Origin of the sequence: Sphaerisporangium rhizosphaerae (assembly GCF_042665155.1) — a bacterium.
Lineage (GTDB): Bacteria > Actinomycetota > Actinomycetes > Streptosporangiales > Streptosporangiaceae > Sphaerisporangium > Sphaerisporangium rhizosphaerae.
The window spans coordinates 1-25595 of sequence record NZ_JBHTCG010000035.1; the positions used below are offsets into that span (position 1 = coordinate 1).

Annotated in this window: 21 protein-coding genes; 10 read left to right on the forward strand and 11 right to left on the reverse strand. The window is 72.7% G+C overall.

Going from position 1 to position 25595, the window contains the following annotated elements:
- The first annotated feature begins 206 nt into the window (after positions 1-206).
- Entirely contained in the window at positions 207-1031 is an 825-nt protein-coding gene (locus tag ACFQSB_RS33585; RefSeq protein WP_380830855.1) for an HpcH/HpaI aldolase/citrate lyase family protein, read from the forward strand.
- A 44-nt stretch (positions 1032-1075) separates the two neighbouring features.
- Here the strand turns inward: ACFQSB_RS33585 and ACFQSB_RS33590 are convergent, their stop codons facing one another.
- Positions 1076-1822, reverse strand: a complete 747-nt coding sequence (locus ACFQSB_RS33590) for an SDR family NAD(P)-dependent oxidoreductase (protein ID WP_380830856.1) — start codon at positions 1820-1822, stop codon at positions 1076-1078.
- A 302-nt stretch (positions 1823-2124) separates the two neighbouring features.
- Between ACFQSB_RS33590 and ACFQSB_RS33595 the strand changes: the two genes are divergently transcribed.
- From ACFQSB_RS33595 to ACFQSB_RS33615, 5 genes are all read left to right on the forward strand, one after another.
- A complete protein-coding gene (locus tag ACFQSB_RS33595; protein WP_380830857.1) occupies positions 2125-3330 on the forward strand; it encodes a phosphotransferase enzyme family protein in 1206 nt (401 codons plus the stop codon).
- A 358-nt stretch (positions 3331-3688) separates the two neighbouring features.
- Complete coding sequence (locus ACFQSB_RS33600) at positions 3689-5218, forward strand: PQQ-dependent sugar dehydrogenase (RefSeq protein ID WP_380830858.1); 1530 nt, start codon at positions 3689-3691, stop codon at positions 5216-5218.
- A gap of 564 nt (positions 5219-5782) precedes the next feature.
- Positions 5783-6550, forward strand: coding sequence for a bestrophin-like domain (locus ACFQSB_RS33605; RefSeq protein WP_380830859.1), 768 nt, complete (start codon positions 5783-5785; stop codon positions 6548-6550).
- Positions 6550-7434, forward strand: a complete 885-nt coding sequence (locus tag ACFQSB_RS33610; protein ID WP_380830860.1) for a hypothetical protein — start codon at positions 6550-6552, stop codon at positions 7432-7434. Before ACFQSB_RS33605 ends, ACFQSB_RS33610 begins: the two co-directional genes overlap by 1 nt.
- 64 nt (positions 7435-7498) lie before the next feature.
- The gene (locus tag ACFQSB_RS33615; RefSeq protein WP_354921368.1) at positions 7499-8542 is read left to right on the forward strand and encodes a LacI family DNA-binding transcriptional regulator; all 1044 of its coding nucleotides are present in this window, start codon (positions 7499-7501) and stop codon (positions 8540-8542) included.
- A gap of 380 nt (positions 8543-8922) precedes the next feature.
- Here the strand turns inward: ACFQSB_RS33615 and ACFQSB_RS33620 are convergent, their stop codons facing one another.
- The gene (locus ACFQSB_RS33620) at positions 8923-10113 is read right to left on the reverse strand and encodes a TIGR03118 family protein (RefSeq protein ID WP_380830861.1); all 1191 of its coding nucleotides are present in this window, start codon (positions 10111-10113) and stop codon (positions 8923-8925) included.
- A 258-nt stretch (positions 10114-10371) separates the two neighbouring features.
- Here ACFQSB_RS33620 and arfA point away from each other — a divergent pair, with 258 nt between their 5' ends.
- Positions 10372-11874: an arabinosylfuranosidase ArfA gene (gene arfA / locus ACFQSB_RS33625; protein ID WP_380830862.1), complete on the forward strand. Its 1503-nt coding sequence runs from the start codon at positions 10372-10374 to the stop codon at positions 11872-11874.
- Between the two features lie 54 nt (positions 11875-11928).
- Here arfA and ACFQSB_RS33630 read toward each other — a convergent pair whose 3' ends face one another.
- From ACFQSB_RS33630 to ACFQSB_RS33645, 4 genes are read right to left on the reverse strand one after another with little or no spacing between them, the layout of a single operon-like run.
- A complete protein-coding gene (locus tag ACFQSB_RS33630; RefSeq protein WP_380830863.1) occupies positions 11929-12777 on the reverse strand; it encodes an ABC transporter permease in 849 nt (282 codons plus the stop codon).
- Positions 12774-13673 (reverse strand): ABC transporter permease, encoded by a 900-nt coding sequence (locus ACFQSB_RS33635; protein ID WP_354839669.1) that lies wholly within the window; start codon positions 13671-13673, stop codon positions 12774-12776. The genes ACFQSB_RS33630 and ACFQSB_RS33635 overlap by 4 nt, the downstream gene beginning before the upstream one ends.
- Entirely contained in the window at positions 13673-14890 is a 1218-nt protein-coding gene (locus tag ACFQSB_RS33640; protein WP_380830864.1) for an ABC transporter ATP-binding protein, read from the reverse strand. Before ACFQSB_RS33640 ends, ACFQSB_RS33635 begins: the two co-directional genes overlap by 1 nt.
- A complete protein-coding gene (locus ACFQSB_RS33645; protein ID WP_380830865.1) occupies positions 14887-16098 on the reverse strand; it encodes an extracellular solute-binding protein in 1212 nt (403 codons plus the stop codon). The genes ACFQSB_RS33640 and ACFQSB_RS33645 overlap by 4 nt, the downstream gene beginning before the upstream one ends.
- Positions 16099-16270: 172 nt before the next feature.
- Here ACFQSB_RS33645 and ACFQSB_RS33650 point away from each other — a divergent pair, with 172 nt between their 5' ends.
- The 3 genes from ACFQSB_RS33650 to ACFQSB_RS33660 all read left to right on the forward strand — a co-directional run bounded on the left by ACFQSB_RS33650 (position 16271) and on the right by ACFQSB_RS33660 (position 18792).
- Positions 16271-17182, forward strand: a complete 912-nt coding sequence (locus tag ACFQSB_RS33650) for a dihydrodipicolinate synthase family protein (RefSeq protein WP_380830866.1) — start codon at positions 16271-16273, stop codon at positions 17180-17182.
- Between the two features lie 62 nt (positions 17183-17244).
- Positions 17245-18018: a ribonuclease activity regulator RraA gene (locus tag ACFQSB_RS33655; protein ID WP_354839680.1), complete on the forward strand. Its 774-nt coding sequence runs from the start codon at positions 17245-17247 to the stop codon at positions 18016-18018.
- A gap of 408 nt (positions 18019-18426) precedes the next feature.
- Positions 18427-18792 carry a hypothetical protein gene (locus tag ACFQSB_RS33660; RefSeq protein ID WP_354839683.1) on the forward strand — a complete coding sequence of 122 codons (366 nt, stop codon included), beginning with the start codon at positions 18427-18429 and terminating at the stop codon, positions 18790-18792.
- A 172-nt stretch (positions 18793-18964) separates the two neighbouring features.
- Here ACFQSB_RS33660 and ACFQSB_RS33665 read toward each other — a convergent pair whose 3' ends face one another.
- From ACFQSB_RS33665 to ACFQSB_RS33685, 5 genes are all read right to left on the reverse strand, one after another.
- The gene (locus tag ACFQSB_RS33665; RefSeq protein WP_380830867.1) at positions 18965-20692 is read right to left on the reverse strand and encodes a hypothetical protein; all 1728 of its coding nucleotides are present in this window, start codon (positions 20690-20692) and stop codon (positions 18965-18967) included.
- On the reverse strand, positions 20677-21432 hold the full coding sequence (locus ACFQSB_RS33670; protein WP_354839689.1) for an ABC transporter ATP-binding protein: 756 nt from the start codon (positions 21430-21432) through the stop codon (positions 20677-20679). The genes ACFQSB_RS33665 and ACFQSB_RS33670 overlap by 16 nt, the downstream gene beginning before the upstream one ends.
- Positions 21433-21865: 433 nt before the next feature.
- Positions 21866-22588: a GntR family transcriptional regulator gene (locus ACFQSB_RS33675; protein ID WP_354839692.1), complete on the reverse strand. Its 723-nt coding sequence runs from the start codon at positions 22586-22588 to the stop codon at positions 21866-21868.
- 89 nt (positions 22589-22677) lie between these two features.
- On the reverse strand, positions 22678-24402 hold the full coding sequence (gene araD, locus ACFQSB_RS33680) for an L-arabinonate dehydratase (RefSeq protein ID WP_380830868.1): 1725 nt from the start codon (positions 24400-24402) through the stop codon (positions 22678-22680).
- A gap of 388 nt (positions 24403-24790) precedes the next feature.
- Positions 24791-25540 carry a Clp protease N-terminal domain-containing protein gene (locus tag ACFQSB_RS33685; RefSeq protein ID WP_380830869.1) on the reverse strand — a complete coding sequence of 250 codons (750 nt, stop codon included), beginning with the start codon at positions 25538-25540 and terminating at the stop codon, positions 24791-24793.
- Positions 25541-25595 lie beyond the last annotated feature (55 nt).

Below are 25595 nucleotides of genomic sequence, written 5' to 3' on the forward strand. Positions count from 1 at the left end.
GGCCGACAACTCCACCAACCGAGCACGCTCGGCATCGGTCAGCTTGATCTCCACCGCGGACGGCCCCGAAGACGACATACGGCAATCATAGAAATTTAAGTGACGAATTTCAGGCGCATGACACTAGCGCGCCGCTGCTCACCCGACATCTGAGGAAGTGAACCGATGCCGACCTGGTTGTACGCGCCCGCTGAGGAAGTGATCTGATGCCGACCTGGTTGTACGCGCCCGCGGACCGGCCCGCGCTCGTCGCCAAGGCCCTCGCCGGCCCGGCCGGCGTGGTGATCGTCGACCTGGAGGACGCCGTCGCGCCCGGCGACAAGGACCGGGCGCGCGCCGAGGTCGTCGCGCTGCTCGCGACCCCGCGCCCGCGCGTCCAGATCCGGATCAACGACGTGCGCACCCCGTACGGGCAGGCCGACCTGCGGGCCATCGGGCCCCTGTGCGCCGGCACCGCGGGCATCCGCGTGCCGAAGGCCGAGTCGGCCGCCGGACTGCGCGAGATCGCCCTCGCGGCTCCCGGCGTCGCGCTCCATCCGCTGGTCGAGTCGGCCCTCGGCCTCGAGCTGGCCTACGAGATCGCCACGGCCTGCCCGGCCGTCGCGAGCATCGGGCTCGGCGAGGCGGACCTGCGCGCCGATCTCGGCGTCGCCGACGAGACCGGCCTGGCGTGGGCGCGGTCCCGGATCGTGGTCGCCGCCCGCGCCGCGGGGCTGCCCGCTCCCGCCCAGTCGGTCTACACCGCCTTCCGCGACCTGGAAGGGCTGGCCGCCTCCTGCCGCGCCGGCCGCGCCATGGGGTTCCGGGGCCGCGCGGCCATCCACCCCGCCCAGTTGCCGGTCATCGAGGCCGCCTACCGCCCCACCGAGGAGGAGATCGCGGCGGCGAACCAGGTGGTGGCCGCGGCCGGCGCCGGCGCCGTCGCCCTCCCGGACGGCCGCTTCGTCGACGAGGCCGTCGTCCGCCAGGCCAGGGCCCTGCTCGCCGACGCCGCCCGCCCGAGCGGCGCCATCCCCGCCGGCACGGCCTGAACCGGGTCAGGTGCGCGGGAAGGGGTCAGAAGGGCGGGAAGGGGTCAGCTGCGCAGGTAGGAGGCGCCGTTGAGGTCGATGATGGCGCCGCTCGCCCACTCGGCGGCCGGCGAGGCCAGATAGAGCACGGCGGCGGCGATCTCCTCCGGCCGGGCCACCCGGCCGAACGGGCTCTGGGCGCGGATCGCGTCGCCGCGCGGAGCCTTCAGGTGCTCGTTGGTCATGTCGGTCTCGACGAAGCCGGGCGCGACGGTGCCCACGGAGATGCCGTGCGGGGCGAGGAAGATGGCCAGCGACTGGCCGAGGGCGTTCATGCCCGCCTTGCTCGCCGCGTACGCCGGAGCGTGCGGCTCCCCGCGGAAGGCCCCGCGCGAGGACACGTTGACGATGCGCCCCCCGGACGGCATGTGGGGCACGGCGCACCAGGTGAGGTTGGCCGCGCCCAGCAGGTTGAGGTCCAGCGTGCGCCGCCACGCCTCCTGCCACTCTTCGTAGGACACCTCGGTGATCGGGTGGGGAAGGAAGACGCCGGCGTTGTTGACCAGTACGTCGATGCCGCCCAGTCCGTCGGCCGCCTCGTCCACCATGCGCCGGACCTGCTCGGGGTCGGCGATGTCGGCCTGGACGACCACGTGCCCGCCGCCCGGCAGCCCGGCCCGCGTCCGCTCGGCCAGCTCGGCCGAATCGCGGTGGTGGACGGCCACGCGGTCGCCCTCGCCCGCGAACGCGGCGGCCACCGCACGTCCGATGCCCCGCGATGCCCCGGTCACCAACACTGCTCGTCCGCTCATTTCGCACAAGCTAGCAACTTCGCCCGGCCGGCCCACCGCCGGGCGGTACGCCGAGTTCGTCCGCACCACGGCACGGCCGGGCCGTCACCGTCCGGCCGGTCCGCATCACGGATCGGCCGGGCTGTCACCGTCCGTCCGGTCCGCACTACGGACCGGCCGGGCCGTCACCGTCCGTCCGGTCCGCTCCCGACGATGGCCGGTGATGGCGGCCGGGCGGTCCGACGATCCCGGCGGGCCGGGCCGGAGGGCGCCGTCCCTATGATGGTCCGCCGTTCCGCCGGCCCACCCCACGAGGAGAACGCATGGAGGTCCACGACCTGCCGGACGCGGAGGACGCGCTCGCGCACGCCGGGCCCGCCCGCCACGATCCGCCGGACGACACCCTGCCGGGGCGGGATCTTCACGACCTTTCGGCCGGGGGCGGCGTACTCGGCCGGGTCGAGCGGGTGGCCCGGCGGGCGTTGCGGCGCTACGACGTCGGGCCGGACGCCGAGGTCACGCTGATCAACGTGTCGGAGAACGCGACGTTCCTGGTCGCCGACGCGGGACGCCGGCTGATTCTGCGGGTGCACCGTCTGGGCTACCACTCGCGCCAGGCGATCGCCTCCGAGCTCGACTGGCTCACCGCGCTGCGCGAGGAGGCGGGCGTGCCGACCCCGCGGGTCGTCCCCGCGCTGGACGGCTCGCGCGTGGTCGGCGTCGCCGACCCGGGCGCGGCCCCGCGCGACTGCGTGATGTTCGCCCACGTTCCCGGCGCCGAACCCGCCGAGCACCGCCTGGGCGAGCACTTCGGGCCGCTCGGTGCGATCACCGCGCGCATGCACCTGCACGCCCGCCGCTGGCGGCGGCCTGCCTCGTTCACCCGGTTCCACTGGGACGAGGACGCGGCCTTCGGCCCGCGCCCCCGCTGGGGCCGCTGGCAGGACGGCGCCGGCGTCGGCCGTGAGGAGCACGCGGTGCTCGGCAGGCTGGAGGCCGCCCTGCGCGACCGGCTCGCCCGGTTCGGCAAGGGCCCCGAGCGGTACGGGCTGATCCACGCTGACCTGCGCCTGGCCAACCTCCTGGTCGGCGGCGCCGCGAGCGGGGGACGGGCGGCCACGGCCGCTCGGTCCGGCGGCGCGGGTCACCCCGGGGAGTCCGCCGCCGGGGCGGCCGTACCGTCCCCTGGCGCTCGGCGGGTCGACCGGGGAACGGCGGGCGTGACGGTCATCGACTTCGACGACTGTGGCTTCGGGTGGTATCTGTACGACCTCGGGGCGGCGCTCAGCTTCATCGAGCACCACCCGGGCGTCCCCGAGATGGCCGAGTCGTGGGCGGGCGGCTACCGCACCGTCCTCGATCTCCCGCGCGAGGACGAGCGGGAGATCTGGACCTTCATCATGCTGCGCCGGCTGCTGCTGGTCGCCTGGATCGGCTCGCACCCGGCCGTGGACATCGCCCGCGAGCTGGGCGCGGGGTACACCGAGGGCACCTGCGCCCTGGCCGAGCGCTACCTCGCCTCGATCTGACACCCGGCTTCGCGCAAGGGGGAGCGAACCGGCGGCCGGCCCCACGGCCGGCCCCGGACCGTGCGCACCTCCCGCCCGCGATCGCGGTGGAGTCCGCCGCCGGCCGCCGCGAACGGGGGGCGTCGGCGCACCGTGACCATGGACGGCCGGGGGCCGCCGGGCGGTGGAAAGTTGCAGACGTACGATGAAAGTTTCCAGCCGGACGGGAACGCCGGCGCCGGGCCGCCGGGCTTACGCGCAGGCCAGGGCGGTGGCTCGCGCGCCCGCGCCACGACCATGATTGCCCGCACTCGCGCCCCCACATACGGTCGTGGACCAGGCTTTGACACCGTGCCTTACACGGCGTAGGGAGCACGTGATGACCGTTGTACCGGTGAAGCGCAGGCGCTTCACCTCCATCCTGACCGTCACCGTCGCCGCCGTCGCCGCGGCCGCCGTTCTCGTCGTGACCCGCCCGATCCCCGCCGGAGCCCTCGCGACCGGCGGTTTCGACTTCACCCGCGCGACGGTCGCCAACACCGGGCTGCAGGTGCCCTGGGGACTGGCCTTCCTGCCCGACGGCAGCGGGCTGGTGTCCGAGCGCGGCACCGCCCGCATCATGCAGGTGCGTCCCGGGGCCACGCCCACGGCCGTGGCCACCGTGCCGAACGTCGTGCCGTCCGGCGAGGGCGGCCTGCTCGGCATCGCGGTCTCACCCACCTACGCGCAGGACCAGTACATCTACGCGTACTACTCGGCCGGCGCCGACAACCGCGTGGTCCGCTTCCGCCTGAACGCGCCGGGCACCCAGCAGGTGCTCGTCTCCGGCATTCCGAAGAACAGCTACCACAACGGCGGGCGTCTCGCCTTCGGCCCCGACGGCATGCTGTACGTGACCACCGGCGACGGCGGGACCACCTCCAACGCCCAGAATCAGAACAGCCTCGGCGGCAAGATCCTGCGCATGACGCCGACCGGCGGGGTGCCGTCGTCGGGCAACCCCTTCCCCAACTCGCTCGTCTACACGCTGGGGCACCGCAACGTCCAGGGCATCGCCTGGGACCCGCAGGGGCGGATGTACGCCAGCGAGTTCGGCCAGGACACCTACGACGAGCTCAACTACATCGTCGCCGGGGGCAACTACGGCTGGCCCACCTGCGAGGGCATGTGCAACAACTCCTCCTTCCGCAACCCACTGGTGACCTGGACCACGGACCAGGCGTCGCCGAGCGGCCTGGCCTACGCCAACGGCACGCTGTTCGCCGGAGCGCTGCGCGGCACGCGGTTGTGGACGGTCGGGGTGAACGGCGGCTCGACCGTCGGCTCCCCGGTCGCCGAGTTGCAGGGGACCTACGGACGGCTGCGCGCGGTCGCGGTCGGCCCCGACGGCTGGCTGTGGGTGACCACGAGCAACCGTGACGGCCGGGGGACCCCGGCGAGCACCGACGACCGCATCATCCGCGTCCCTCCGACGGGCACCACGCCCTCCCCGACGCCGACCGCCACCCCGACGGTGACGCCGACGCCCACGCCGACCCCCACGCCGACCCCCACGGTGACGCCGACTCCCACGCCCACTCCGACCCCCACCCCCACGGCGGGACGCGCCTGCGCGGCCACCTACCGGGTCGTCAACCAGTGGTCGAACGGGTTCCAGGGCGAGATCGCGGTGCGCAACTCGGGGACCTCCGCCATCGCGTCGTGGACGGTCACCTTCACCTTCCCCAACGGGCAGACCATCAGCCAGGCGTGGGGCGGCCGGTACACCCAGTCCGGCTCCGCCGTGACGATGCGCAACGAGTCCTGGAACGGCACGCTTCAGCCCAACGGGTCGACCACCGCCGGCTTCAACGCCGGTTGGACCGGGGCGAACGGCGTGCCGGCCACCCTCACCTGCTCCGCCGGCTGACCTGGTGCGGTGATAGGGCCGACCTGATGCGGTGAGCGCAGGCGCCGGGCCGCCTGACCGGGCGGGCTCGGCGCCCGCGAGCGGTCACAGAGCTCCCTGGACCACACCCGCGGAGGCGGCGTCCCGCGACGCCGCCTCCGCGGTCGCCCTCCGGACACCGGCGGCATCCGCGGCACCTCACGGTCCCGTGGTCGCCGCCGGTTCTGGTCTTTCCGATCCTCGCCGTACCGCGCCGACCGATCAGGGCCGGGACGGCGCCGGTGGGACGAATGGTGTCTTCGGCGGCCGAACCGACCTCCACCCGCCTTCCTGGCCCGGGCGTATCTCTGAGAGGTGTGCCGGGCGTGCGCGCTCCACGCCGTGCGGGCCGCGAACGGGCCGGAAACCGCTGCCCCGTCGGCGTTCCCGCCGCCTCGCGCCCTGCCGTGGCGGCCTTCGGCAAGGAAGCTGGAGCCACCTTTTCGATCAATGCCCGCCATGGTCACGTAATGTGATAGCTATGTGACGGCATGCGATCGGTAACGGGTGGTGTGCGACCGCCCGCACAACGCTATGGAGATGGTAATGCTCGTCAGCGTCCTGGCGGTTGCGGCCGCGGTCGGGGTGGTGGCCGCCGCCGCCTTTCTTTTCCGCAAGCTCGATCACGGCACCGACGACGTGCTCCCCAACGGCCCTGCCGCCGGCCACGCCGGCTCCATGCTGTCGTCCCTGTTCCTGCTGGTCTTCGCCATCGCGGTCGTGGTGCCGTGGACCACGGCCGACTCCGCCCGGCAGAACACCTACACCGAGAGCCGCGCCGCCGTGGAGACCTACTGGGCCGCGGCCGGGCTTCCGTCCCCTGTGGGCGCCCAGGTGCAGCAGCAGCTTCGCGACTACGTCCAGTACGTCGTGCAGAAGGAATGGCCGCTCATGGCCGACGGGCGGCTCAGCCTGGAGGGCGCCTCGCGGCTGGACGCGCTGCGCACTCAGGTGGCGGGCCTGATCGTCACCGGTGACGACGCGAGGGCCGCGAAGAGCGCGACCCTGGACGAACTGAAGGAGGTGTCGGCGGCGCGACGCCAGAGAGGTGCGGACGCCCAGGCCAGACCGCCCGCCGGCGTGCTGCCGCTGACGATCCTGACCGGGTCGATCGTCATCCTCTACCCGTTCCTGGCCGGCGCCCGTCCGCGCGGCAAGACGCTCGTGCCGCTGTTCATCATGGCCGGGCTGCTCGGGTTCGGCATCTACCTCACCTGGCAGATCTCCCACGTGTTCTCCAGTGGCCTGTCGGTGGGTCCCGAGGCGTTCCGGTCCGCTCTGGACGAGTTCCAGCGCATCCCGTGGAGCGGATGATGGCGCCCGGCTCCCGCGCCACCGCCCTGCTGGCGGTGCCGCTCGCCACCGCGTCCATCGCGGGCGTCCTCATGGCCGCCGCCCCCACCCCTCCCTCCAGCGCCGAAGCCGTCCACCCCGCACCGCCCGGCTCCTTGAGGAAGCCTCCCCACCACCCCACCTCCACGCCGCACCGCACACCCCGGCCCCCGGCCGAAACCCCGAACCATGCGCCGGAAGCGGCGAGACCCAACGCACCGGCCAGGCCGAGCAGGACGTCCCGTACCGCGAGAAAGGTCGGCGTCGAAGTCGAGGCCGGGGCGGGGGCGCGTTCCGGTCCAGGGGTCGCCGACGCCGCTTTGCGCCTGTCGGACGACGACGGCGACCGGCTCGGCGTCCTCCCGGGCGTCGGTCTCTGCCTGGACGTCGACCTGGTGGTGAGCCTGCGGGTCGGCATCACCATCGGCGGCCCGCCCGTCTGCCGGCGTCCGGCCGCCCCACCCGCACCCGCCCCCGCTCCCACGCCGCCGCCCACCCCGGCCACGCCGCCCACGCGCACACCGCCCACGCCGGCCCCGCGCACGCCGGCCCCGCCGGCTCCCACCCCCACCGTCACCTCCTCCCGGGCGCCGTCGTCCCGGCCCCCCGCCCCCGGGGTCCCACCCGGACGGCCGCAGGCGGCGCCTCGCCCGGCGCCGTCCCGGACGGAGGTCACACCGACGCCCTCACCGCCGACGGGCAGGCCCACACCGGCGGCCGTCGTCCCGTCCGCCGTCCAGCGCCGGCTCCGGGCGGAGGTCCCGCGGCCGCGCCGTCCGCAGCCGCTGGCGACGGTGATGGTCATGGTGGTCCTGTCGCTGGTCATCGCCCTCGCCGCCGGCCTCGCCTTCGGCACCGTCCGCTGACCCATGAGGGGCGGGGTGGGACCGGTGGCCCTGTGAATGAGGGGAAGGTGCGTAGACTGGGGCGGTGACCGCGACGGATGCCGGGCTCGCCGCAGGCGATTCAGCGCGCCATGACCTGACGGTGGCGAAGATCGCGAAACTCGCCGGGGTGTCGGCGCCCACGGTGTCCCGGGTGATCAACGGCCAGGCAGGGGTCGCGCTCGGCACGCGGCAGCGGGTCGAGGCGGTGCTCCGTGAGCACGGCTACCGCCGCCGCGACACCAGCACCTCCGTCGCCATCGTCGAGCTGGTCTTCCACGCCCTCGAGAGCCTGTGGGCCCTTGAGATCATCCGCGGCGTCGAGCAGGCCGCCCGCGAGCGCGAGCTGGCCGTCGTGCTCACCGAGATGCAGGGCAGGCTCACTCCTGGCAAGGCCTGGACCGAGCAGGTGCTCGCCCGGCGTCCGAGCGGTGTCATCACGGTGTTCTCCGAGCTGACCGTGCAGCAGCAGTCGCAGCTCGCCACCCGCTCGATCCCGCTGGTCGTCATCGACCCGACCGGCGAGCCGCTGCACCAGACGCCCTCCGTCGGCGCCACCAACTGGAGCGGCGGGATGGCCGCCACCCGCCACCTGCTCGACCTCGGCCACCGCCGCATCGGCATGCTGAGCGGGCCGACGCAGTGGCCGTGCTGCCGGGCGCGGCTGGACGGCTTCCGCGCCGCGATGGACGCCGCCGGCGTCCCGGTGGACCCCGACCTGGTCCGCGTCAGCACCCTGTACGTCGAGGGCGGCCTGCAGGACGGCGCCGAGCTGCTGAGTCTGCCCGACCCGCCCACGGCCATCTTCACCGCCAACGACCTGCAGGCGTTCGGCGTGTACGAGGCGGCGAGGCGGGCGGGCGCGCGCATCCCCGACGACCTGAGCGTGATCGGCTTCGACGACCTGCCGTTCACCCAGTGGGCCGGCCCGCCGCTGACCACCGTGCGCCAGCCGCTGGTCCAGATGGGCGCCACCGCCGCTCGCATGATCGCCGCCCTCGCGGCGGGGGAGCGACTCGAGCACCACCGGGTCGAACTGGCGACCGAGTTGATCGTCCGCGAGAGCACCGCCCCGCCCGCCCGCGCGTGAGCACGGGCCACACCCGTACGCTTCCGCGGCCACACCCGTACGCTCCCGGCGAGACCGTCCGCTCGGTGGCCTGACGGGGCGCGTCTCATGGCCCGAGGGCTCGGTGGCCTGACGGGGCGCCGTCTCATGGCCCGGGGGCGCAGGATGTGTCCGGGCCATGAGACGGGCGCGCCCGGCGGGGAGGCGCCGGGACGGACCTCTCCGCCGTGGGGACGGAGATGTCCGAACAACCGAAAGCCGGCTGCGGGGCGCGCCACCCCGCAGCCGACTTCCGCTCATTCGGGCGGGTCGTGTTGATCTTCAGAAAAGATGGTGAATCCTCGTTTCGCGGGAGCCCTCGGTCATCGCAGGGCCCGGTGGTCGCTCACCTCCCGTCGTGATCAGTAGCCGGAGTTGTTGTTGGAATTGGAGTTGGAGGTCGGCGAGGCCGACGGGCTGGCCGACGCGCTCGGCGCGGGGGTGGAGGTGCCGCCGGCGGCGTCGGCCGGCATGATCAGTCCGATCAGGCCGTGCTGCGCCTTCTGGACGCCGGCGGAGAACCACAGGGCGTTCTCGCCGCCGATGGCCGCGGTGCCGGGCTCGAGGTCCCACAGGCCCTCGATGGCGATCGCCTTGCCGTCGGCCTTGCGCAGCGGGCCGAGGTAGCGGCCGTCGCGGTAGGCGTTGATCCAGCCGTCACCGAAGTTGCCCACCAGTAGCGCGCCGGCGTAGGCGCCGAAGCTCGCGGGGGCCTTGATCATCGCCCAGGGCGCGTTCAGGGCGCCGCGGGCGGCCACGCGGCCGGCGAAGCGACCCGAGGCGGTGAAGCGGCTGATGAAGCCGAAGCCGCGTCCCGCGACCGACTTGCCGGTCTCGGAGTCGCGCTTGGCGTAGGCGACGTACACGGCGTTGCCCACGATCTCGACGTTGAAGGCGGAGTAGTCACGCGGCAGGCCGCGGTCGCGGAAAGCCCACTTCGACAGCCGCACCCTGCGGAAGTCGTCGTCGAAGACGTCGACCCGGTTGTGGGCGAAGTCGGCGGCGAGCAGGAAGCGTCCCCGGTTGGTCGGCATCAGGGCCAGGCCCTTGTAGTCGGCGTGACGGGTGAAGGCCGCGATGATGGCGTTGCTCGGGTTCACCTCGGCGTTCCAGCCGGTGATGGCGCCGCTGGGGCTGGCGAAGATGAACGTCGCCGGGCCGGAGGCCCCCTTGCTGGAGATCTCGAAGCCCTCGCCGGAGTCGTTGAAGATCTGGCCGGTCGGGGTGCCGCCGGGGATCCAGACCTCGGTCTTCTCCTTGGTGAGCTGGCTCGCGCCGCCCGAGTACACGGTCGCCGTCCCGGTGCCCGCGTTGGAGACCCACAGCGTCTTGCCCATCGCCAGGCCCCAGGGGTTGACCACCTTGGCGTCGGTGACGTCCGCCTTGCCGGCCACGTCCGAGATGAGGGGGATCTCGGCGAATCGGTTCTTGTTATGAGTGGTGGACCTGGTGGACTCCTTGGACTGCGTGGACTCAGCGTGCGCCGGGATCGTGCCGGTGGAAATGCCCAGGACGAGTGCCGCAGCGCAGAGCGTGACGATGCGCGACCGCATCAGGCCTCCTATGTCGTCTGCATGTGCGTACGGACGGAGGTACGCGGCGACCCCAGACCCGGTTCAAACCGATTTGTAATCTTTCTTTGGCCGACGGAACGGCGCTGTGGCTCCCAGGTGAGGGCGGGGCCGCCGAGCACGGCGTGGGCCGGATCCGAGCGTCCCCATGCCCGTCCTTGACTGCGGGCATGGGAGTGCTGACAATCGGCGCAACCGAACCCGGCGTCACCGACCTCCGCGAAGGCGGGCAGGAGCACCGTGCACCAGGCATCCCTCACGATCGATCCCGCTTTCCGTGTCGCCCCCGTACAGCGGCGCACGTTCGGCTCCTTCGTCGAGCACCTCGGCCGCTGCGTCTACTCCGGCATCTACGAGCCCGGCCACCCCACCGCCGACGAGGACGGCTTCCGCCGCGACGTCCTTGAGCTCACCCGTGAGCTCGGCGTCAGCACCGTGCGCTATCCGGGCGGCAACTTCGTCTCCGGCTACCGCTGGGAGGACGGCATCGGGCCCGTCTCCTCGCGCCCCGCCCGGCTCGACCTGGCCTGGCACTGCACCGAGCCGAACCAGGTCGGCGTGGACGAGTTCGTCCGCTGGGCCCGCAAGGCCGGCGTCGAGCCCATGATGGCCGTCAACCTCGGCACCCGCGGCGTCCAGGAGGCCCTGGACATCCTGGAGTACTGCAACCTCGACTCCGCCACGCACTGGTCGGACCTGCGCGCCGCCCACGGTTCCAAGGAACCGCACGGCATCAGGATGTGGTGCCTGGGCAACGAGATGGACGGGCCCTGGCAGATCGGCCACAAGACCGCCCGCGAGTACGGCAGGCTCGCCGCCGAGACGGCCCGTGCCATGCGCATGATCGACCCGGGCCTGGAACTGGTGGCCTGCGGCAGCTCGGGCTCCTCCATGCCGACCTTCGGCGCCTGGGAGGCCGAGGTCCTGGAGGAGGCCTACGAGCAGGTCGACTACATCTCCTGCCACGCCTACTACGAGGAGAAGGACGGCGACCTGGCGAGCTTCCTCGCCTGCTCCACCGACATGGAGCGGTTCATCGCCTCGGTCGTCGCCACCGCCGACCACGTGCGGGCCAAGCTGCGCGGCACCAAGCGCATCAACGTGTCCTTCGACGAGTGGAACGTCTGGTACCTCAGCCGCTTCCAGGCGGAGCAGTCCAGCGAGCCGCCGAAGGACTGGCCGGTCGCCCCGCCGCTGCTGGAGGACCGCTACCACCTGGCCGACGCCGTGGCCGTAGGCGGCCTGATCATCACGCTGCTGCGCAACAGCGACCGGGTCACCGCCGCCTGCCAGGCCCAGCTCGTCAACGTCATCGCGCCCATCATGACCGAGCCGGGCGGCCGCGCCTGGCGCCAGACCGTCTTCCACCCCTTCGCCCAGGCGTCCCGATACGCCTCGGGCGAGGTGCTGCGGGTGGAGCCGGTCTCGCCGGAGCACGAGACCACCGAGTACGGCGAGGTGCCGGCGCTGCACGCCGTCGCCACCCACGACGAGGACGTCACCACCGTCTTCGCCGTCAACCGCTCTACCGACCGGCCGCTCTCGCTCACGCTGGACGTCCGCGCGCTCGGCGTGGTCCGCCTCGTCGAGGCCACCACGCTCAGCGGCCCCGACGTCTACGCCGTCAACACCGCCGACGACCCCGGACGGGTCGTCCCGCGCGCCAACCCCGACGTCGAGGCCGACCCCCTGCGCGTCGTCCTGCCCCCCGTCTCCTGGAACGTCATTCGCCTGGCCCACTGACCCACGACCCCGGTGCCAGGGCAGGATGACGGCCGGCACCCGGCCCACCGGGGGCTACTCGGGAGCGACGTCCTTGACCTGGGCGACGATCTGGGTGGGGTTGACGAACATCAGGGCGAGCACCAGCAGGGTCGACGACAGCAGGGTGTAGATGACGGCCATGGCGTCGATCGCCTGGGAGGCGCGGATGCCGGGGGTGAAGGCGGCGCTGTAGAGGGCGACGATGAGCGTCTGGCTGTCGGGGCCGGCGACCAGGAACGTCAGCTCGAACATCGCCACCGTGCGCACCAGCACCAGGACGCCGGCCGCGAGGATGCCGGGGATGAGCAGCGGGATCAGCACCCGGGTGAACACCTGCCGGGTGCCGGCGCCGCACATGCGGGCCGCCGACTCGATGTCGGTGTCGATCTGCTCGATGAACGGCGTCATGACCAGCACGACGAACGGCAGCGCCGGCACCAGGTTGGCGGCGATCACCCCGGCCATCGTCCCGGCCAGGTGGAACTTGTACAGCACGGTGGCCAGCGGGATGCCGTAGGTGATCGGCGGCAGCAGCACCGGCAGCAGGAGCAGCAGCGTCACCGCCCGCTTGCCCGCGAAGTCGCGCCGCGCGAGCGCGTACGCGGCCGGCACGCCGAGCAGCAGGGCCAGCCCGACCACGGCCAGGGCGACCAGCAGGGTCACCTGCAGCACCTCGGCGAGCCCGAACTCCGTCCAGGCGTCCCCGTACCAGGACGCCGTGAACGCCGACGGCAGCCAGGTGCCGAACCAGTTCACCGCGAAGGAGTTCACCAGCACCGACATGATCAGCGCGGCCAGGTTGAGCAGGAAGAAGCCAACCCCGATCGGGACGATCCAGGAATGCGGCCGCCACCGTCCGCGCAGGGAAGTGAGAACGGTCACGCGCCCTTGCCTCCCGTCGAACCGGTGTAGAACCGTCCCCGCCACAGCATCACCAGGCCGATGACCAGCAGCTCGAAGACGCCCATGAGGACGGCGATGGCCGAGGCCATCGAGTAGTCGTACTTCTCGAAGGCCGCCTGGTAGGCCGCGATGGCCATCACGCGTGTCTCGCCCGCCGGCTCGCCGACGAGGTTGGCCGAGGGGAACACCGAGAAGGCCAGCACGAACGCCAGGATGAACGTGGTGGCGAGGCCGGGCGCGAGCAGCGGCAGCGTGATGTGCCTGACCCGCTGCCACGGTCCGGCGCCCAGCGTCGCCGCGGCCCGCTCCAACGTCGGGTCGATGCCCGACATGTACGACATGACGAGCAGGAAGGCGAACGGGAACCCGGTGATGAGCAGCGAGAACAGCACGCCCCAGTAGTTGTAGATGAGGCGGACCGGCTCCTCCACCAGGCCGAGGTCCAGCAGCACCCGGTTGAACCAGCCCTTGGGCCCGAGGTAGCGCAGCAGCCCGTCGGCCACCAGCACGGTGCCCAGCGTCACCGGCAGCACCAGGACGGCGGTCAGCAGCCTGCGCCCCCGGAACCGGCCGCGCAGCCGATAGGCGATCGGCACAGACAGCCCCACGTTGAGCAGCGCGGCCGGCAGCGCGAGGCGCGTGGTCTTCCAGATCGTCGAGCTCTGGTAGGCGTCGCCGAAGAAGGCCCGGTAGTTGGCGAGCATGCCGCCCCCGGAACGCGGCTGCAACGACAGGCCGACCCCGTACAGCATCGGGTACAGGAACAGCGCGACCAGCACCAGCACCGCCGGGACGAGCAGCACCAGCACCCGGTCGATGCCGCGCTCGGCCAGCCGGTGCCGCAGCACGAGCCGCGGCGCCTCGGTGACCGCCATCACCCCTCGCCCCCGGAAGCGCCCCCGGACACGCCCCCGGACACGCCGCCGGACGTGCCGCCGGTAGCGCCATCGGAAGCGCCGCCTGACGTGCCGCCGGAAGCGCCGCCGGTGGCGAACACCAGGACGCGGTCCGCCGGGACGCCGAGGTCCACCTTGTCGCCGGGCGCCATCCGCTCGGGGGAGCGGAAGTGGACCACGCGCCCCGACTCGGTGACGCCCTCCACCGCCATCTCCCTGCCGTGGAACTCGGCGACCTCCACGCTCACCCGCACCGTGTTGGGCCCGCCGCGGCCCGGCGTGAAGTCGTCGGGCCGCACCGCCGCCACGGCGCTCGTCCCGTCCAGGTCCTCCTGCGCCACGCCCGTGAGCCGCAGGCCCGGCTCCTCCAGCACCACGCGCCGGCCCTCGCGGGAGGCCACCGGCAGCTCCAGCAGGTTGCGGTAGCCCATGAAGCCCGCCACGTAGGTGTTGCGCGGGAAGGTGTAGACCTGCTCGGGCGTGCCGATCTGCTCCACCACGCCGTGGCGCAGCACGACGACGCGGTCGGCCAGCGCCAGGGCCTCCTCCTGGTCGTGGGTGACGTAGACGGTGGTCAGCCCGAGTGACTGGTGCAGCTTGCGGATCTCGGTGCGCATCTGCAGGCGCAGCTTGGCGTCGAGGTTGGACAGCGGCTCGTCCATGAGCACCAGCCGCGGGCGGATCACCACGGCGCGGGCGATCGCCACCCGCTGCTGCTGGCCGCCGGACAGCCGGCCGGGCAGCTTGTGCGCGTGGTCGGACAGCTCGACCAGCGCGAGCGCCTCGTCCACCCGCCGCGCCATCTCGGCCTTCGGCGTGCCGCGGACGGCCAGCCCGAAGGCGACGTTCTTGCGCACGGTCAGGTGCGGGAACAGCGCGTAGTTCTGGAACACCATGCCGAACCCGCGCTTCTCGGGCGGCAGGGTGTCGATGCGCTCGTCGTCCAGCCGGATGCTGCCGCCGCTCAGCGGCAGCAGCCCGGCCAGGCAGTTGAGCGCGGTGGACTTGCCGCAGCCGGAGGGCCCGAGGAGGGCGAGGAACTCGCCCCCCTCGATGGTCAGGTCCAGCCGGTCCAGGGCGGTGGCCGAGCCGAACCGCCGGGACACCGCCTCCATGCGCAGCGTGCCGAACGCGCCGCGCCCCCGGACGGTCGGCGCCGCCTCGCCGGTGCCCGCGGCCGGTGCGGCGCCGGTCATGATTTGCGCACCTTGTCGCCGCCGATCTCCTTGTCCCACTTGTCGAACGCCGTCACCAGCGCCTTGGCCTCCAGCGGCACGGCCTTGGGGTTCTGCTCGATGAGCCGGTCGTACTCCGGCCGGCCGAAGTCCTTGATCGCCTGCCGGCTCTCCGGCGGAGCCATGTCGATGGTGACGCCCTTCACCGCCGGCCCGGGGTAGAAGTAGCCCTTGTCGTAGGTGACGGCCTGCTGCCGCGGGGTGAGCGCGAACTTCATCAGGTCCAGGACCACGGCCAGCTTCTCGCCGGTGACGCCCTTGGGGACGACCATGTAGTGCGCGTCGGTCACCCAGGTGAAGCCTTCCAGCGTGGCGGTCCTGAAGTCCTTGGGCACCTGGCCGAGCACCCGCGGGTTGATGTCCCAGCCGGTGGTGGTGACGATGATGTCGCGGGTGCCCTCGCCGAGCTCCTGCATCGTCTGGGAGGTGCCGGTGGGGTAGTACTCGACGTACCGGCCGAGGTCCTTGAGGTACTTCCAGGTGTTGGCCCAGCCGTTGACCGGGTCCTTGGGGTCGCGGTCCTTGAGGATGTAGGGCAGGCCCATGAGGAAGGTGCGGCCGGGCCCGGAGTTGGCCGGCCGGGCGTACTCCAGCTTCTTCGGGTGTGCTTTGGCCCAGGCGAGCAGCTCTTCGGCGGTCTTGGGGGGGTTCGGCACCTTGGCCGGGTTGTACTCGATGAGCGGCCCGGAGGGGTAGTAGGTGACGACGACGCCCTTGCCCCGCGCGAGCTCCTGCATCTTGGCGGCCGGTTCCAGGTAGGCGCCGAGGTCGGGCAGCTTGTCGCCGTACTTCCCTGCCAGGTCCACCCACAGGTTCTGCTCCAGCCCGGCGGACAGGCCGTCGGTGCCGGTGAGCACCAGGTCGATGTCCAGGCGCTGCGCGTCCTGCTGCGCCTTGATCTTGCCGGCCAGTTCCGGGGCCGTCACCTTGGAGTAGGTGATCTTGCTGACGGCCTTGGGGTGCGAAGCCTTGTAGTTGTCGAAGATCTGCTGGGTGAGCTGCAGGTTTCCGGCGACGTCCACGATGTTCAGCGTCACCGGTGACTGCGGCATCTTCACGTCGGCCGCGGCGGGCTCGGGGGCGAAGGCCTGGCCCGCGTCGGGCGCGCCGCACGCGACCAGGCCCAGGACGAGACAGCCGGCCAGGACGGTGAGTCGGGGAGATCTCATGGGGTGGTCCTCCTTAGTGGGCCGGGGAGCGCCGGGACTTTCGGAGGCGACGTTTCAGGGCGCACACCAGAATGAAAACGTCTGGTGAAATATGTCAATAGGTCGGCACGTCGATGTACTGATATACCAGGACTGGTGTCGGGAGCCGTGCCGCGCGCTCATGAAAGGGAAGATGGCGATGCTGGATGACGTCAGGCGGGCGCTCGCGTCGGTGGTGGCCGTACCGGTCACCCCGTTCGACGACACCGGCCGCATCGACGAGAAGGCCTACGCCGCCGTGGTCTCGCGGATGGCTGCGGCGGGCATCACCGCCGTCACGCCGAACGGCAACACCGGGGAGTTCTACTCGCTGTCATCGCAGGAGCTCGACCGCGCGGTCGCGCTCGCGGTGGAGTCGGCGGGCCCGGCGCGCGTCATCGCCGGGGTCGGGCACGACGCCCGGCAGGCCGCTCTGCTCGCCGCCGGTGCCGCCCGGCTCGGGGCGCACGCCGTCATGGTCCACCAGCCCGTGCATCCCTACCAGTCGGAAGAGGGCTGGGTCGACTACCACCGGGCCGTCGCCGAGGCCGTCCCCGAGCTCGCGGTCGTCTGCTACCTGCGCTCGCCCCTGATCACGGCCGGGACGCTGCGGGCACTGGTGAGCGCGTGCCCCAACGTGACCGGGGTCAAGTACGCGCATCCCGACCCGGTGCGCTTCGCCGAGATGGCGGCCGGGGTGCCCGAGGTGACCTGGGTGTGCGGGCTGGCCGAGAGCTGGGCGCCGTTCTACTGGATGGGCGGGGCTCGCGGGTTCACCTCCGGCCTGGCCGCCATCGTCCCCGAGCTGTCGCTCGACCTGCACCGCCTGCTCGAGGCCGGCGACGCCCGGGGCGCGATGCGGCTGTGGGCGCGGCTCAAGCCCATCGAGGACCTGCGCGCCCGGCACGGCAACGCCGGCAACGTCTCGGTGCTCAAGGAGGCGCTGGCCCAGCTCGGCCTGTGCCGCCGCGACGTCCGCCCGCCGATCTCCCCGCTGCCGGCCGCGGAGCGCGAGGAGGTCGCCGCCATCCTGCGTTCCCTGGACCTCCCGGCGAGCCCCGGATGACGCGGCCAGGAGATCATGGACATGACCGGCGGAGCGGTACCGAGGCGACAGGAGCGGAGAACGTGGGCGAGGAACGGCGGAACGGCGCGGAGGGCGCGGGGGCGAAGGGCGCGGGGGCGACGGGGGGGCAGGACGGCCGCGAGGTGATCGCGCCCGAGGTCTTCGAGGCGCTGAGGCGGGTGTCGACGGCGACGATCACCACCCAGCTCTTCGGCCGCGGCCTGCGCAACACCTTCCTGGCCGGGCTGCGCCCGCTCAACCCCGCGTGCACCCGGATGGTGGGGGAGGCGTTCACGCTGCGCCACATCCCCGCCCGCGAGGACCTCGACGTGCTGTCGGTGTTCAAGGACTACGACCACCCGCAGCGGCTCGCGGTCGAGTCGGTCGGCCCCGGACAGGTGCTGGTCATGGACTGCCGGGGCCAGACCCGCGCCGCCTCGATCGGCGGCATCCTCGCCACCCGCCTGCTGCGGCGAGGCGCCGCCGGGCTGGTCACCGACGGGGCGGTCCGCGACTCGCCGTTCTTCGCCGAGCTGGACCTGCCCGCCTTCGCCGCGGGCGTGTGCGCGACGACCAACCTCGCCCGGCACCACGCGATCGACCTGCAGGTGCCCATCGGCTGCGCCGAGGTGCCGGTGTACCCCGGGGACGTCATCGTGTCCGACGCGGAGGGGGTGGTCTGCGTGCCGCGTCATCTGGCGGCCGAGGTGGCCCGCGACGCCCTGGAGCAGGAGCACCTGGAGGAGTTCATCCAGGCGGAGGTCGAGGGCGGGGCACCGCTGCGCGGCACCTACCCGCCGGACGAGGACACCCTGCGCCGCTACCGCGCCCGCTGACGCCGCACCAGCGCCCGGCCGCCGTGGGCGCCGCCGGGCGCCGCGAGCGCGTCGAGGGCCGGCCATGACCTGGTGTCGACCCTGGCGCGGACCTCGGCCGGACCTTGGCGCGGATCCCGGAGAGACGCGGTGCGGGCCTTGGTGCAGGTCCCGGGGCGGACCCATGTGAGGATCGGCGAGAATCCCGTTGAGCCTTGGTGACGGCTTGGCGGGCCGGTCGCGTCCCCATGTGGACACGGAGAGTATCCATATGCTCACTTTGTGCTATGGACACGGAGAGTCATGGGGCGGATACTCAACGTGTCAACAAGTCACCCCCGGTGACTCGGGCGCCCCGGCGGCACATCGCCGGCGATTCCGTGACGTCGTGAGGCCGCGCGAGCGCCGGGGAACGCCAATAGGAGAGCGATGCACCCGAAGAAGTCCACCGCCCTCGCCCTGTCGGTCCTGATGGCGGGCGCCTGCCTCGCCACCGCCGCCTCGGCGAGCGCCGACACCACCCCCGCCGGTGCCCCGCCCGGGCCCGTCCACGCCCTGCCCCCGGGCTACCAGCTCGTCACGCTGCCCAACGCCAACGTCCCGAACTTCCAGCGCCGCACCCTCTACTGCCCCGGCTCCAAGCACGTCCTCGGCGGCGGCGCCGAAGCCCGGGGCAACCGCGCGATCCTGGTCGGCTCCTTCCCGACCGACGACGGGCGCGGCTGGATCGGGCTCGGCCGCCAGGACGGCTACAACGACGTCGGCATCAGCGTCTTCGCCATCTGCGCCGATTGACCCTCGCCCCACCCCGCCGGCCCCGGGCCCACCCCGGGGCCGGCCCCTTTTCACCGCCGCCCACCGCGGCTCCGGCGGTCCCGCATCGAAGGCGAGGACGCCGCCGGCGCCGGTCGGGCGACCGCGGCCCATCCCGTCGCCGGCCACCACCGCCCGCCCGGAGGCCGGGGCTTCAGCCGGATGAGCGCGGCTTGAGCATCCACAGGCCCGTGCCGTACATCGCGAGCCCGAGCACGATGAACGCGGCCGCCACCGGGTAGCGCAGGCCGGGCGGCATGTACGTGGCCAGGAACCAGGTGTGGCGCAGCATGCCGTTGCCGACGAAGACGGCCGCGACGACGCCCTGCGGGAACAGCGGGATGGCGCCGAAGCCGAAGCACCACCAGGTGATCGCCTTCCGCGTCTTGGACAGCTCGTCGAAGCGGGACCTCGCCGTCGGCCGCGGCCTGCGTCCGGTCCGCATCGTCTCCAGCAATTCGGGGCCGTGCGAGCGCAGCCGCCGCTCGGCGAGCAGGCCGAAGCCCCACGCGAACAGCACCCCGGTCACGACGCCGACGGCCACGCCCGCCCAGCCGAACCACAACGCGGCCAGCCCCGCCGGCACACCGGTGAGGAGCACCAGCGCGAGCGCCAGGTAGGCCAGCCCGGTCAGCCCGCCGTCGTCCTCACTGGTGCGCAGCGGATTGCCCGCGCGGCGGTGCGGGTCGGTGCCGGGCACCAGCCCGTACACCGAGATCAGCGGAACCAGCCCGGTCGCGCCGCCCAGCAGGGCGGGCAGCAGCGCCAGCATCAGCGGCCACGGGCCGCCGGTGATCGCGGTGAACGCCACGGTGATCACGATCGCCACCGGGGCCTGCGCCGACAGCCAGGCCAGCTGCCTGCCGCGCACGTCGCTCACGCCGGGCGTCATCAGCGTCAGCCACAGCGCCGTGCCGTCGGTCCCGTACAGGTTGGCGGCCATGGCCGCGGCCATCACGACGAAGATGGGGCCGGCGTAAGGAAGCATGCCGTCCCAGCCGAGGATCAGCGGGCTGGCCCCGAAGCAGACGCCGTACGACAGCGCGAAGGTCAGCTGGTGGTTGCGCACCAGGTCGCGTGACCAGGTGCGCAACTCCTTGGCGACGATCGCGCCGTTGACCGTGGCCGCCGTCATCGGGCGCCTGCCGCGTGCGGAGGGCCGCGTCGCGCCCACGCGCCTGCCGAGCAGGGCGGCCCACGCGCCCAGGAGCAGCAGCACCAGTACGGCCAGCGCCGCCAGCGCCCGCCAGTCGCCCTGGACGGCCAGCAGGCCCCACCCGGAAGGCAGGTACCAGACCGCGGAGGGCACGCCCGTCTGGCCGAAAGCCCAGAAGAAGACCCAGATCTGGCCGAGCGCCGCCAGGATCGCGCCGTTGAGCACCCCCGAGGCGACGGCGCCCAGGCGTGAGCGCAGCGCCAGCCCCACCACCGCGACCGACACCTTGGACAGCAGGACGAACACGGCGAGCTGCAACACCATCGCGGGCACGGCCAGCAGGGCGTTGACGGGGCCGAGCCGTACACCCGCCACCAGCAGGCCGAGCAGGGCGGTCAGGCTGACCAGCGGCGCGACGCCGACGAAGGCCGCCGCCAGCAGGCCCGCCGCCAGGCGGCGAGGAGGAAGGCCGAGCAGTGAGAAGTACTCAGGCCGCAATGTCTCGTCGCCGCCGCCCATGAAGGCGGGCCCGAGCATCCAGCCCAGCATCCACACCGCGTACCCGGCCGCCAGCAGGTCCGGGCCGGCGAACGCCAGGTAGATCGTCCCGGCGGCGAACAGCACGCCCAGCGCGGCTCCGGTGGCCGCGGTCTGCGCGCGCCCGCCGTGGAAGGCGTGGCGCAGCACCGCGACCTTCATCCGGGCCATGGTCAGCGCGACAGCCACGAGAGCTCCTTGACCCCGGTGTCCCGGTCGCCGACGAGCTCGACGAAGGTGTCCTCCAGCGACCGCGCGCCGCGTACCTCGTCCAGCGTGCCCGCGGCGGCCACCGTCCCCTTGTCGATCACCGCGACGTGGTCGCACAGTTGCTCCACCAACGCCATCACGTGGCTGGAGAGGACGATCGAGCCGCCGCCGGCGACGAAGCCGCGCAGCATCGTCTTGATCGTGGCGGCCGACACCGGGTCCACCGCCTCGAACGGCTCGTCCAGCACCAGCAGCCGCGGCGCGTGCAGCAGCGCGGTGGCCAGGCCGATCTTCTTGCGCATGCCGGTCGAGTACTCGATGACCAACGTCCGCTCCGCGCCGTCCAGCTCCAGGACGGTCAGCAGCTCGTCGGCGCGCTGGGCCACCACCTCCTTGGCCAGGCCGCGCAGCAGACCCAGGTAGGTGAGCACCTCGCGCCCGGTCAGCCGTTCGGGCATGGCCAGCCCGTCGGGCAGGACCCCCACCATGGCCTTGGCCCGCTCGGGGGCGGACCAGACGTCCTCGCCGAAGATCCGGGCACTGCCGTGGTCGGGCCGCAGCAGGCCGACCGCCATGGACAGCGTGGTGGTCTTGCCCGCGCCGTTCTGGCCGACGAGTCCGAAGAAGGAGCCCTGGGGCACGCGTAGGTCGATGGCGTCGACGGCGAGGTTCTCGCCGAATCTCTTGGTCAGCCCGCTGATCTCCAGCGCTGGCGTCATGGTGTCGTCCTCCGGGGGGTTCCCGCCGGCCCGAGGAGGGCCCGTCACGGTCGTGGGCGAAGCTCGGGTGTGGGGTCGCCGCGGCCGGCGGGTCCGCGGGTGGACGCGGTACCTGTTCACACGGTGGTCGGTGGGGGGCGGACGCCCTTTGGGTTCGGGAAGCCAGGCGTCGCCGGGTACGGCGAGCCGGTCGTGGGCGGCGGCGAGCTCGTCCACGGCCTCGTGCGGTGCGCGCGGACCGGGGTGGTGGCCGTCGTCGCGTCAGATCATTATCCAGGGAAACATCGTGACCGGATCCACGAGCGAGGGAAGCATCGCGACCGGATCCACGAGCGAGGGAAACGCCGCGACCGGATCCACGAGCGGCCGCGGGACGGTGCCGGGTACGGCGGGCTGGTGGTCATTCGCGGTTCGCCGGCGCCGGCGCGGAAGGTCAGTCCTTGTCCTGGGAGCGGGCGAGGTGGGTGACGGTGCGCTTGACGTGCGCTCTGGTCAGGCGCTCGGCCAGGGCGGCGTTGCCGCTCGCCACGGCGGCCAGGATCTCCTCGTGCTCGGCGTGCTCCTCGCGCCAGGTGGGCCAGCGCCGCCACAGCACGCTGACGGTGCCGAGCGCGGTGAGATCTTGGAGGTTGTCCAGCTGCGCGGAGACCAGCTCGTTGTCGCAGCCCGAGTACAGCGCCCGGTGGAAGCGGCGGTTGGCCAGGCTCAGGGCCGTCGGGTCCTCGCCCGACAGTAGTTCGCCGGCCTCGCCGAGCGCCCCGCGCGCGTCCGCGAGGGTGCCGGCGCGTCCCGCGCGCGTGGAGGAGGCCACCGCCCACGGTTCGAGCAGCAGGCGGAGCTCCTGCGCCTTGCGCAGGTCGGCGGCGTCCAGCACCCGCACGCTGACCCCGCGGTTGGGGCTGATGACGACGAGCCCGGTGGAGGCCAGGCCGATCAACGCCTCCCGCACCGGCGTCTTGGACACGCCGAGCTGCTCGGCGAGCCGGCGTTCCACGAGCGTCTCGCCGGGCCTGATCCGGCCCGACAGGATGGCGGCCCTGATGGAGTCGGCCACGAGGTCGGTGCGCGTGATCGACCGTGCCACGGGCCGCAGGACCGGTTCCTCCGAGATGTTGTACACCGGTATATCGTCCCGCACGTCCACCCCCTCGTTCACGCCGCTCCGCGACGAGGCCCCGGCGGCGTCGGCCACCGAAGCCGTTGATCTACGATGTAAAGGCGATCGCCGGGGAATGCGGGTCGTCCTCAGCCGATGTCCGGCTCCGGGGCGCCTCCGGTGCCGAGCAGGAAGTCGAAGTCGCAGCCCTGGTCCGCCTGGAGGATGTGGGCGGTGAACATGCTGCCGTACCCGCGCTGGAACACCGGCTCGGGAGCCCGCCAGGCGGCGCGGCGGCGTTCCAGCTCCTCCTCGGGGACCTCCAGCGACAGGCGCCGCGCCTCGACGTCCAGGGTGATCGGGTCGCCGTCGCGCACCAGCGCGAGCGGGCCGCCGACGTGCGACTCCGGCGCGACGTGCAGCACGCACGCGCCGTAGCTGGTGCCGCTCATCCGGGCGTCGGAGATGCGCACCATGTCGCGTACGCCCATCTTGAGCAGCCGGTCGGGGATCGGGAGCATGCCGTGCTCGGGCATCCCGGGGCCGCCGTGCGGGCCGGCGCCGCGCAGCACCAGCACCGAGTCGGCCGTGATCGGCAGGCTCTCGTCGTTGATGCGCCGCATCAGGTCGCGGTGCCCGTCGAACACCACCGCGGGCCCGGTGTGCTTGAGCAGCCTCGGCTCGGCGGCGACGTGCTTGATCACCGCGCCGGACGGGGCGAGGTTGCCGCGCAGCACGGCCAGGCCACCCTCCTGCGACAGGGGGTTGTCCCGGGTGCGGATGACCTTGTCGTCGAAGACCTCCGCCCGCTCCAGCGTCTCGCCCAGGGTGGCCCCCACGGCCGTGGGCCGGTCGGGGTGGAGCAGGTCGCGGACGCGGCTCAGCAGGCCGGGCAGGCCGCCGGCCAGGTAGAAGTCCTCCATGACGAAGGCGCCGCTCGGGCGCAGGTCGGCGAGCACCGGCACGCGCCGCGAGGCCTCGTCGAAATGGTCCAGCGTCAGCTCCACGCCGCTGCGGCGCGCCATGGCGATGAGGTGGATGACGGCGTTGGTGGAGCCGCCGAGCGCCAGGATGGTGGTCACCGCGTCCGCGTACGCCTCGGCGGTGAGGATGACGGAGGGGCGCAGGTCCTCCCAGGCCATCTCGACGACGCGGCGGCCGGTGGCGGCGGCCATCCGGTTGTGCGCCGAGGCCACGGCCGGGATGGAGGCCGCGCCGGGCAGCGTCATGCCGAGCACCTCGGCGACCGAGGTCATGGTCGAGGCGGTGCCCATGGTCATGCAGTGGCCGGGGGAGCGGGCGATGCCCTCCTCGACGCCGCTCATCTCGGCCTCGCCGACCAGGCCCGCCTTCTTGTCGGCCCAGTAGCGCCACATGTCGCTGCCGCTCCCGAGCACCTCGCCGCGGTAGTTGCCCGGGATCATGGGGCCGGACGGCACGAAGATCGCCGGGATGTCCATGCTGATGGCGCCCATGATCAGCGCCGGCGTTGTCTTGTCGCACCCGCCCATGAGCACGGCCGCGTCGACGGGATGCGCGCGCAGCAGTTCCTCGGTCTCCATGGCCAGCAGGTTGCGGTACAGCATGGTGGTCGGCTTCATGAAGGACTCCGACAGCGACATCACCGGCAGCTCCACCGGGTAGCCGCCGGCCTGCCAGACCCCGCGCTTGACGTCCTGCGCCCGCTCGCGCAGGTGGATGTGGCACGGGTTCAGCTCGCTCCAGGTGTTCAGGATGCCGATGACCGGGCGGCCCATGTGCTCCTCGGCGGACAGGCCGAGCTGACGGGTCCGCGCACGGTGGCTGAAGGAGCGGAGCCCGTCGGTGCCGTACCACCGGTGGCTTCTCAGTTGTTCAGGGGTCAGACGCTGCACCAGTCCTCCTCGATATCCTGATATATCACGATATCGGCAGCGTCCGTCGTCTCGATGCCGGATGACCGGACGTGGCCACACCTGTCACCTTATGACCGTGGTGCGGAACGGCGTGGTCGCCTGCGGCCGGGCCCTGGCCACGGACGACCACGAATCGAAGACCTCCACCCGTCAGAGCGCTGGTCAGGAAGGCGACCGTGCGTACGCGAGACCCCGGTGCGGCGTGAACCTCTCACGCGCCCCGGTCCCCGGGACGTTCGCCGGGGGCTCCGGGCGGCTTCTCCTGAGCCTGTGTCAGGCTCCGGGCGGTTTTCCTGGGCCCGCGTGACACTCCGGGCGGTTCCCCTGAGCCCGCGTGACGATTCAGGCTGTCCTCCTCGGAGCCGCGTCAGGCTCCGGGCGGGTTCTCCTTGGCGCGCGTGATCTCTCCGAGGGCGGCGAGGATCGAGGCCTCGGAGGCCTGCGGGGTGACGCCCAGGGCGGCCAGCACCTGGGCGGCCGGGTCCTCCTCGGTGCTGAGCAGGGCGAGCAGGAGGTGCTCGGTGCCGATGTAGTTGTGGCCGAGCCGCAGCGCCTCCCGCACGGTCAGGGCGAGCACCTTCTTGCTCTCGGCGGTGAAGGCCACCTCGCCGGCGCCCTCCTGCCCGGCGGGCCGCTCGCCGTTCGGGCCGAGCGAGGCCAGGGCGGCTTCGCGCACCCGCTCCAGCGGCACGCCCTGCTCGGTGATGGCCCGCCCCGCGAGCGCGTCCGGCTCGTGCAGCAGGCCGAGCAGCAGGTGCTCGGAGGCGATGTGGCCGTGCCCGGACTGGCGGGCCTCCTCCTGCGAGGCCACGACGACGCTGCGGGCGCGGGTGGTGTACCGGGCGAAGGAGGTCAGGTCGAACGGTTCGCCTCCCTTGGGGACGAACCGCTTCTGGGCGGCCTGCTTGGTCACGCCCATGCTCTGGCCGATCTCGGTCCAGGAGGCGCCGGCCTTGCGGGCCTGGTCGACGAAGTGGCCGATGAGGTGGTCGGCCACCTCGCCGAGGTGCTCGCCGAGCAGCACGGCCCCGCTGAGCTGCTGGAGGGCGCCGCCTGCGGCGTGGTTTGTCTTGATGTACTCGATGAGATCGTCCAGACGAACGGGTGTCGGTTGCATGCGTCAACCATAGGTTGACGCAAACTCACCCGTCAACCCCGGGTTGACGCAAGCC

Bases quoted from the DNA above. Each gene is read 5' to 3' on its own strand.
- ACFQSB_RS33635 (WP_354839669.1), bottom strand. From the start codon at position 13,673: ATGGCGGTCACCGAGGCGCCGCGGCTCGTGCTGCGGCACCGGCTGGCC.
- ACFQSB_RS33645 (WP_380830865.1), bottom strand. From the start codon at position 16,098: ATGAGATCTCCCCGACTCACCGTCCTGGCCGGCTGTCTCGTCCTGGGC.
- ACFQSB_RS33650 (WP_380830866.1), top strand. From the start codon at position 16,271: ATGGCGATGCTGGATGACGTCAGGCGGGCGCTCGCGTCGGTGGTGGCC.
- ACFQSB_RS33685 (WP_380830869.1), bottom strand. From the start codon at position 25,540: ATGCAACCGACACCCGTTCGTCTGGACGATCTCATCGAGTACATCAAG.
- ACFQSB_RS33585 (WP_380830855.1), top strand. From the start codon at position 207: ATGCCGACCTGGTTGTACGCGCCCGCGGACCGGCCCGCGCTCGTCGCC.
- ACFQSB_RS33620 (WP_380830861.1), bottom strand. From the start codon at position 10,113: ATGCGGTCGCGCATCGTCACGCTCTGCGCTGCGGCACTCGTCCTGGGC.
- ACFQSB_RS33610 (WP_380830860.1), top strand. From the start codon at position 6,550: ATGGCGCCCGGCTCCCGCGCCACCGCCCTGCTGGCGGTGCCGCTCGCC.
- ACFQSB_RS33600 (WP_380830858.1), top strand. From the start codon at position 3,689: ATGACCGTTGTACCGGTGAAGCGCAGGCGCTTCACCTCCATCCTGACC.
- ACFQSB_RS33660 (WP_354839683.1), top strand. From the start codon at position 18,427: ATGCACCCGAAGAAGTCCACCGCCCTCGCCCTGTCGGTCCTGATGGCG.
- ACFQSB_RS33640 (WP_380830864.1), bottom strand. From the start codon at position 14,890: ATGACCGGCGCCGCACCGGCCGCGGGCACCGGCGAGGCGGCGCCGACC.
- ACFQSB_RS33590 (WP_380830856.1), bottom strand. From the start codon at position 1,822: ATGAGCGGACGAGCAGTGTTGGTGACCGGGGCATCGCGGGGCATCGGA.
- ACFQSB_RS33595 (WP_380830857.1), top strand. From the start codon at position 2,125: ATGGAGGTCCACGACCTGCCGGACGCGGAGGACGCGCTCGCGCACGCC.
- ACFQSB_RS33605 (WP_380830859.1), top strand. From the start codon at position 5,783: ATGCTCGTCAGCGTCCTGGCGGTTGCGGCCGCGGTCGGGGTGGTGGCC.
- ACFQSB_RS33670 (WP_354839689.1), bottom strand. From the start codon at position 21,432: ATGACGCCAGCGCTGGAGATCAGCGGGCTGACCAAGAGATTCGGCGAG.